At 44.0% G+C, this 7,637-nt stretch carries 7 protein-coding genes; all 7 read left to right on the top strand.

Features of this window, described 5'->3' with window-relative positions; all coding sequences use genetic code 11:
• The first annotated feature begins 89 nt into the window (after window positions 1-89).
• The 7 genes from KW93_RS02645 to KW93_RS02620 all read left to right on the top strand — a co-directional run bounded on the left by KW93_RS02645 (window position 90) and on the right by KW93_RS02620 (window position 7,556).
• Window positions 90-1,319, top strand: coding sequence for a helix-turn-helix domain-containing protein (locus KW93_RS02645; protein WP_052131446.1), 1,230 nt, complete (start codon window positions 90-92; stop codon window positions 1,317-1,319).
• 6 nt (window positions 1,320-1,325) lie between these two features.
• Window positions 1,326-1,487, top strand: coding sequence for a hypothetical protein (locus KW93_RS17370; protein WP_161787023.1), 162 nt, complete (start codon window positions 1,326-1,328; stop codon window positions 1,485-1,487).
• 123 nt (window positions 1,488-1,610) lie between these two features.
• Window positions 1,611-2,267, top strand: coding sequence for a reverse transcriptase-like protein (locus KW93_RS02640; protein WP_033541406.1), 657 nt, complete (start codon window positions 1,611-1,613; stop codon window positions 2,265-2,267).
• Window positions 2,268-2,568: 301 nt separating this feature from the next.
• Window positions 2,569-3,372 carry a DUF4397 domain-containing protein gene (locus KW93_RS02635; protein ID WP_033541405.1) on the top strand — a complete coding sequence of 268 codons (804 nt, stop codon included), beginning with the start codon at window positions 2,569-2,571 and terminating at the stop codon, window positions 3,370-3,372.
• A 124-nt stretch (window positions 3,373-3,496) separates the two neighbouring features.
• Window positions 3,497-3,991, top strand: coding sequence for a class F sortase (locus KW93_RS02630; RefSeq protein WP_235318347.1), 495 nt, complete (start codon window positions 3,497-3,499; stop codon window positions 3,989-3,991).
• Window positions 3,992-4,228: 237 nt separating this feature from the next.
• Window positions 4,229-6,331 (top strand): sensor domain-containing protein, encoded by a 2,103-nt coding sequence (locus KW93_RS02625; protein ID WP_033541403.1) that lies wholly within the window; start codon window positions 4,229-4,231, stop codon window positions 6,329-6,331.
• Between the two features lie 121 nt (window positions 6,332-6,452).
• Window positions 6,453-7,556, top strand: a complete 1,104-nt coding sequence (locus tag KW93_RS02620; protein WP_033541402.1) for a threonine aldolase family protein — start codon at window positions 6,453-6,455, stop codon at window positions 7,554-7,556.
• Window positions 7,557-7,637: the final 81 nt, after the last annotated feature.

The raw sequence follows: 7,637 nt of genomic DNA, 5'->3' as shown, positions 1-7,637 counted from the left end.
CCAGGAAAGCGAAGCTGTTTTGCGGAATATATCTTATAAATAATTATTAAATTTAGTATATAGTTAAATATGAAAAAAAGGGTGAGGCTATGAATATCGGTTCTGTTATTAAATATTACCGCTCAAAAAACAACTTGACGCAATCGCAGTTGGCCGATGGCATTTGTTCCATTTCTCATCTCAGCAAGATTGAATCGAATACTTATACCCCCCATGAATCGACCACCGAAGCGCTGCTGGCGAAAATGGGTGTCCAATGGAAAAAGGAAGTGGCGAAACGGAATCGCCTGGAACGCCAGTTGAACGATTTTATTGCCTGTGCACTGCATTATGATACGGAAGTGTTGAAGCAGCAGTACAGCAGGCTGCAGCAGGACAATGATTATATCCAGTCGACCGATCTTGTGAATCAGTATGAAATCTATAAATTCCGTTATTATTTATACATAGAAGATTTGAGCCTTGCGGATCAGCAGAAAGACATGCTGGAGCGCATGAAAAATTCCTTCACAGAGCCGGAAGCATGGATGCATCAGCTGTTTCTGTCTTTGTATTATTCCATGGCCAACAAAAAAGAGCTGGCGATGGAATACGCTAATTCCCTCGAAGGCGGAATCCGCAGCATTCCGCAAAAATTCGAAGGTGAACTCTATTACCAGAAAGCGCGTTTGCTCATCATGCATGAGCAGTATGAATTGTCGGCCCATTACGCGGAGCTGGCCGTCCAGTATTTCAGGCTCAATTATAATTACATCCGTCTGCTCCATGCCCAGCTGCTGCTGGCGATCAATTACATGCGGCGCAACCTTCTTGTCCAGGCGGCCGGAATTTTTGAAGTGCTGAAACGCAATTCAAGGCTGACTGACCAAAAAGATTTATACAATCAAACCTTGTACAATTTTGCTGAATTGCTGAAAAGCCGGCAGGAACATAACCAGGCATTCGATTTGCTGACAGAATTATATGCCATTCTTTCCAGCGATACTTATTTCTACAAAGCAGTGCTGGTCAGCCTGATTGAAACCGCTGTTGAGGTGGGAGCGGATGCATGGAAATATGTAAAGGAACTGCGCCAATTGTCGGCAGGTCCGGGTGATGAATATTTTTTATTGTATTTAAATTACTTCGAGAAGCGAAATTTTTCCCAACCAGATCTTTTGGCTTATTCAGAAGAAAAAATGTTTCCATTTTTCAGAAAACATGGTTATATAAGAGAAAGCAAAAAGATCGCTTTGGAACTTGCCGAACATTATCAGCGTGAGAAGCAATGGGAAAAGGCGATGTACTATCAATCCTATTATGATAGAAACGGAGGATGATTGATTATGAAAAAAGTTAAATTGATGTTGTTTACTGGATTGGCTGCGGCCGTGGTGGCGATGGGAGCCTGGGCTCCGGCAGCCACGCAGGTGGATTCTTCTGATGCAGTCGTTGCTTATGGCGACATGCAGACGAATTCAATCCCGACTATTTTACCACCCCTGTAAAATAGCGGATTGTTTCAAAGCTCCCGGCTCAGGCCTCGGGAGCTTTTTTGTGTGCCCGGCGTTTGTTTACAGTGCGGGAAAAAGGAAATAAAGGAGTAAACAGGATAGAAGAGGAGGAAGCCTATGAAAGTTAGGCTGGAATGGATTTATCGATCAACAAGGGGAGTGGAAACAGTCTTCCGGTCCGATGAAATGCCTGCTGCTCAGGGCGTCCAGATAGCTGAAGATATCGAGCGGACCAAACGGGCTAAAGAAATCATTTTTATAGATACGTATGACGATAGCACCTGGACGATGAAAGAAATGAAGAAGTATTTGAAAAGCATTGAAACGGAACCTCACGATATCACCGTCTTTTTCGATGGGGGATTTGATCTCGAAAACAGGAGCTCCGGATTGGGCTGCGTAATCTACTACAGCCAGAACGGGAAAACATATCGTTTGAGGCAAAACGAACAAGTGGATGGTCTGGTTTCCAATAACGAAGCGGAATATGCGGCGCTTCATCTTTGTGTCCAGGAGCTGGAGTTTCTGGAAGTCAAAAACATGCCTGTGCGTTTCAGCGGAGATTCGAAGATCGTGGTAAATGGCATGAGCGGCGATTGGCCGGTGATTGAAGCCGAATTAGTCCGTTGGGCTGACCGGATTGAAGCGAAACTCGCCAAAATGGGCATTCAGGCAGAGTATGAACTGATTCCCCGCCGGGACAATGCGGAAGCCGACCGGCTGGCGACCCAGGCTTTGAAAGGCATAAGAATTACCGGAACAAGCCTTGTCTAATTTCCTGCGATAGAAGTATGAGCAAACTCTATGAATTTACAGCTGTAAAACCGGATGGCTGTGACTATCCTTTAAGTGAGTACGAAGGAAAAATAGCCGTCAAAAACTCGGAAGCTTTCGTCAGCTTCCGGTTTTTTTATTCTTACTTTTAAAAGTAACTTGCTCAAAGAGAGTTCAAGAGTGTAAAAATATTAAATATTCAAAAAATAAAGAGTTTATTGTTGCAATTATCAAAAATACAGGTTATAAATAAGTTGTATAAAAGTTATACAAAAGTAAAACAAGAAAAGGAGAGGTTAACATGAAGAAAATTTTCGTTTCGCTGTCCGTCGCATTTGTCCTGGTATTTTCAGTTTTGGCAGCTGGAGTTCTGGCAGACAGCCATACCGCAAAACTGAGAGTGCTCCATGCTTCACCTGATGCTCCCGCAGTCGATGTTTACGTCAACGGCGACCTGACATTGGAAGATGTGCCATTTAAAGCAGATTCCGGTTATCTTGATGTTCCCGGTGGTACGCATAATGTAGAAGTTTTTGCAGCTGGAACTGAATATGCAGAAGGCGCTGCTGTTCTTCAGGCAGATCTTACTGTAGAAGCCGGTAAAGCTTATACAGTGGCTGCTGCAAATTTATTGGAGTCACTTGAATTTGTTGTTGCAGAAGATTCAATGGAAGTAACTGAAGGCAAAACGAAAATCCGTGTTGGCCATTTGTCTCCTGATGCCCCTGCAGTTGATGTGGGTGTAATTGGCGGCGACGCAGTTTTCAGCGGAGCAGAATTCCCTGGTATCACTGATTACGCAGAATTGGATGCTGGAACTTATGATCTTGAAATCCGCCTGCCGGATGGAACGCAAGTATTGCCACTTGAAGGCACTGAATTAGCTGCAGATACTGTTTACAGTATATTTGCAGTAAACACAGCCGATTCACTGGAAGTCATCGCCCTTGTGGATTATGAAGCAGCGGCATCTCCTGACGGTATGCCGACGACTGGCCTTGGTACTCCAGAACAAAACCAGATTAATTGGCTGCTCGTAATGGCGGCACTTGGTGCAACTGTTGCCGGTGGGGGAGTTTTGTTGAGAAAACGGTTTCAACATTAATTTCATTCTCATTTTAACTGGCACAGTCTTATTTCTTGCCGGTTGTCAGAGTACAGAAGATGAAGTCAGCGTACGTACAGAAAATGTCGGCTTTGCAGCTGAACAGTCATCTGCGGCACCAGTGATGAAATCTGAAGCTTTGGCCGAAAATCCGATCAATGCATTAAAAAGCGATGGAATTGCACCTTTAAAAATTATTATTCCTTCCATTGGAGTAGAAGCCGAAGTGCAGCACCTTGGCATTACGGATAATGGAGAAATGGCTGTTCCATCTACAATTGATGAAGTCAGCTGGTTCGAGCCCGGTTATAAACCAGGTGCAAATGGCCGTGCGGTGATTGCCGGTCATGTGGACGGCATTGACTCCCCGGCCGTGTTTTGGGACCTCTCGAAACTGACGGCTGGCGATGAAATCATTGTTGAAGGTGAAGACAGTCAATTGCTTTTTAAAGTTTATGCAATGGAATCGGTGAAATTGGAGCTGGCTGATGTAGAGTCGGTGTTCGGTTACAGATCGTCTCCTGAACTGGTGCTCATTACATGTTCCGGTGCTTACGACTACGGCAGGGGGACCAGGGAAGAGCGGCTTATTGTCTATGCAGAGCTGATTGAACAATAAAAGATTTAAAGCGTTTTCCATAAAAGGAAAACGCTTTTTCTTTTGAGTGAAAATTTCCGACTGAAATGAAAGGATTATTTATTTACATATAATTGAAATCCAAAAAAACATAGAAATTTTTAGTAATTACTACTTTTGCGTGGAAGGATTTGTTATTATTAATTGCAATGCATAATTTTTTGCTTTTTTCAATACTTATTCATTGCCAATCTAATACCTTTGGGAGGATACAGATAAATGAAAGATTCGCATCACCCAAAGCCGGATCATTTGCAGCAGAATATAAAATCCAGCAACACAGATAATACTCAAATAGAAAATGCTTTTTTTGAACATTTCGTTCAAAAGGTTCCGGTAAGCATGTATATAATGGCGGAGGGAAAATTCCTTTATGTGAATAAATGCCTCTGCGAGCTTCTCAAGTACGCAGAAGAAGATTTTCTGACGGGAAAAATTCTTATGACGGATATTATTCATCCCGACGATTTATCGGAAGTGCTGAAAAGGACAGCCGTTTTATCCAGCAATAAATCGAAAAATGCCCGTTACCGTGTCAGAGCAATCAAGCGTGACGGCAGCTTTCTTCATGCAGAGATCCATTCCACTATTTCCGAAATGGATGGCAAACAGATTTTTTTAGGCAGCGTGGTCGATATCACGCATGAAGTCTTGGCACAAAACAGCCTGAAGGACAGTGAAGAACGCTATAATTCGCTGTTTTTCGAAAATCCGGATGCCATTTTCTCCTTTGATCCCCAAGGGAATTTCATTGATGTAAATCCCGGAGCTGTGGCATTGTCCGGTTATCCTTATCAGGAACTGAGGAAGATGTCCTTCATGCCGATGATTGCACCGGAATATTTGGATAAGGCATTGCATAATTTTTCTGCAGCCCTAAAAGGCCATACGAACCGCTACGAAATTGATCTTTACAGAAAAGATGGCCAGCTCATCAATCTAGAAGTGACCAATTTTCCGATGCAGCAGGCCGGCCGGATTACAGGGGCATATGGCATTGCAAAAGACATCACCGCCAGAAATGAACATAAAAAATTGCTTGAAGAAATGACGTTTTTTGATCATTTGACTAAACTGCCCAACCGTAAATTGTTTGAGGACCGCCTGATGCAGGCTATGAGAATTTCAGGCGATTCGGGCACATCACCAGCTGTCCTGTTCTTAAACCTGGATCGGTTCAAATACATCAATGATTTGCTCGGGTATGAGTATGGGGATGCCTACCTCAAAGAAACGGCCCTCCGTATGGTGGAGTGCGTCTCCGAGTCAGCCACTGTAGGGCGTTTTGCAGGGGATGAATTTGCGGTCCTGCTGCCGGATACAACCCGCGAAGCGGCAATCGACTATGCAAAAAAATTGAATGACAAACTTTCGGAACCAATAGAAATCATGGGTCAGCAATTATCGTTAACGGTAAGCATCGGTGTTGTCTGTGCGGAAAACGTTCAGGACGATCTGATCAAAAAGGCTGAGACCGCCATGCTCTATACGAAAAAACACAGTAAAAACAGCTATTCTCTTTTCTCATCCCAATTAAACAATGATAAAGCCGACAAGCTTATGCTGGAGCGGGAACTGAAATCCGCTCTTTCAAAAGATGAATTTCTTATCCATTACCAGCCGATCATGGCATTACAATCCGGGGAGCTGGCTGCGATGGAAGCGCTCATCCGTTGGAATCACCCCGAACTTGGAATGGTGCCGCCCGACCGATTTATCCCGATTTCGGAAGAAAGCAGGCAAATCATTGCAATCGGAAAATGGGTCCTTCAGACAGCCTGTTCGCAAAATAAAAAATGGCAGGACCAGGGGATTCCGCCGTTCCGCATTTGTGTGAACATCTCGACCATCCAGCTTCAGCATCCGAATTTCGTTCAAGTGGTCAAAACCGTTTTGGAAGAGACAGGGCTTGAAGCGAAATGGCTGGAATTGGAAGTGACCGAAAGCATCCTGCTTGAAGACACCAATATTTTGAAAGAAAGCCTGGCGAAACTGAAAGCATTGGGAATATCGATGTCGATCGACGATTTTGGCACTGGTTTTACATCGCTCAATTATCTGCGCCAATTTTCGTTCGACCGTGTGAAGATCGACCGCAGTTTTGTACAGGACATCAATCATGACCTGAACGGTAAAGCCATTACATCGACCATCATTGCGCTGGCACATAAATTGGGGATGGAAGTGGTGGCTGAAGGAATTGAAGATGCCGTTCAGCTTAATTATTTGAGTGAAGAATTGTGCAATGAAGGACAAGGCTATTATTTCTGCCGCCCCAAAGCAGCGGAACTGCACGATTTACAGAAAATCGATATAAAATAAATTGGAAAGCTGGTCTGTGGCGATTATTTGCGCAACGGTCCTGCTTTCTTTTTTTGATTTTTTGGATCCATGGTATAGTGAAAAATGAACAGCGACTTTTCTGCTGAAAGGGGATGATGTGTTGGATAATTTGGAAGCACTTAAAAAATCATTTGATGAAACGGGTTATCAGCTGTCAGGGCACGGTCCGAGAAACGTAAAAGTATTGAAACAGGCTTTTCAGGAAATCGATGAAGATACGAAATCGGATATTTATGGATCAGGCGCCGCAATCGGGGACTTCGAAGATAAGATGGCAAACTTTCTCGGCAAGGAAAAAGCTGTATTTTTCCCGAGTGGAACAATGGCTCAACAAATCGCCCTTCGCATTTGGTGCGATGAAAAAGGTTCGGCGAAAGTCGCTTACCATCCGCTGTCCCATTTGGAAATACACGAGGAAGACGGCCTGAAAAAATTGCATGGCATTGAAACGGTGCTGCTGACTGAGCGGGACAACGTCATCCAACCGGAAGATGTCAAGGCGATGGACAAGGATGTTTCCTGTGTGCTGCTTGAATTGCCGCAACGGGAAATTGGCGGACAGCTGCCTCGCTTTGAAACATTGCAGGCAATCTCCGATTATTGCAGGGCGAATGACATCCGCCTTCATCTTGACGGGGCAAGGATTCTCGAAACTCTGCCATTCTACCAAAAGTCCATTGAAGAAATCTGTGAACTGTTCGACAGTGTTTACATGTCCATGTATAAGGGGATTGGCGGTATAGCCGGCGCTGTACTGGCTGGCGGCGAAGAGTTTATCAGACAATCAAAAGTCTGGAAAAAACGGCACGGCGGAGATTTGATTTCACTTTACCCTTATATCTTCACTGCGGATTATTATTTTGAAATGCGCAAAGGGAAAATGGAAGAATATTATGAATCAGCAAAGGAATTGGCAGCCCGCTATAATTCCTGCACAGGCATTTCCACATTACCGGAAGTTCCTGTATCGAATATGTTCCATGTGCATATCAACAAACCGACAGACGAGGCGGCTCAGGTACTGGCGGCCGTGCAGCAGGAGTCGGGCATTGGCCTGACGGGCTATGTACGGGAGGTTGATCAGAATAAATGTTATTACGAAGTCAGCATGGGTGACTTCTATACCACAGCTCCGCAGGAAAAGATTGAGTTGGCATTCCAGCTGCTTGATAAAAAAATGAGGACATTACCTTTTTCAAATTGAAAAACTTTTGCAAGGTAAGTAATCTTGAAAAAAGAGGCTTTTCGCTTGATGGCGAAAAACCTCTTTTTTTTCTTCAACCTG

This window comes from Planococcus sp. CAU13, assembly GCF_000775575.1.
Taxonomy (GTDB): Bacteria; Bacillota; Bacilli; order Bacillales_A; family Planococcaceae; genus Planococcus.
Note: the sequence above shows the minus strand (reverse complement) of the source record. Positions and strands in the feature narration are given on the sequence as shown.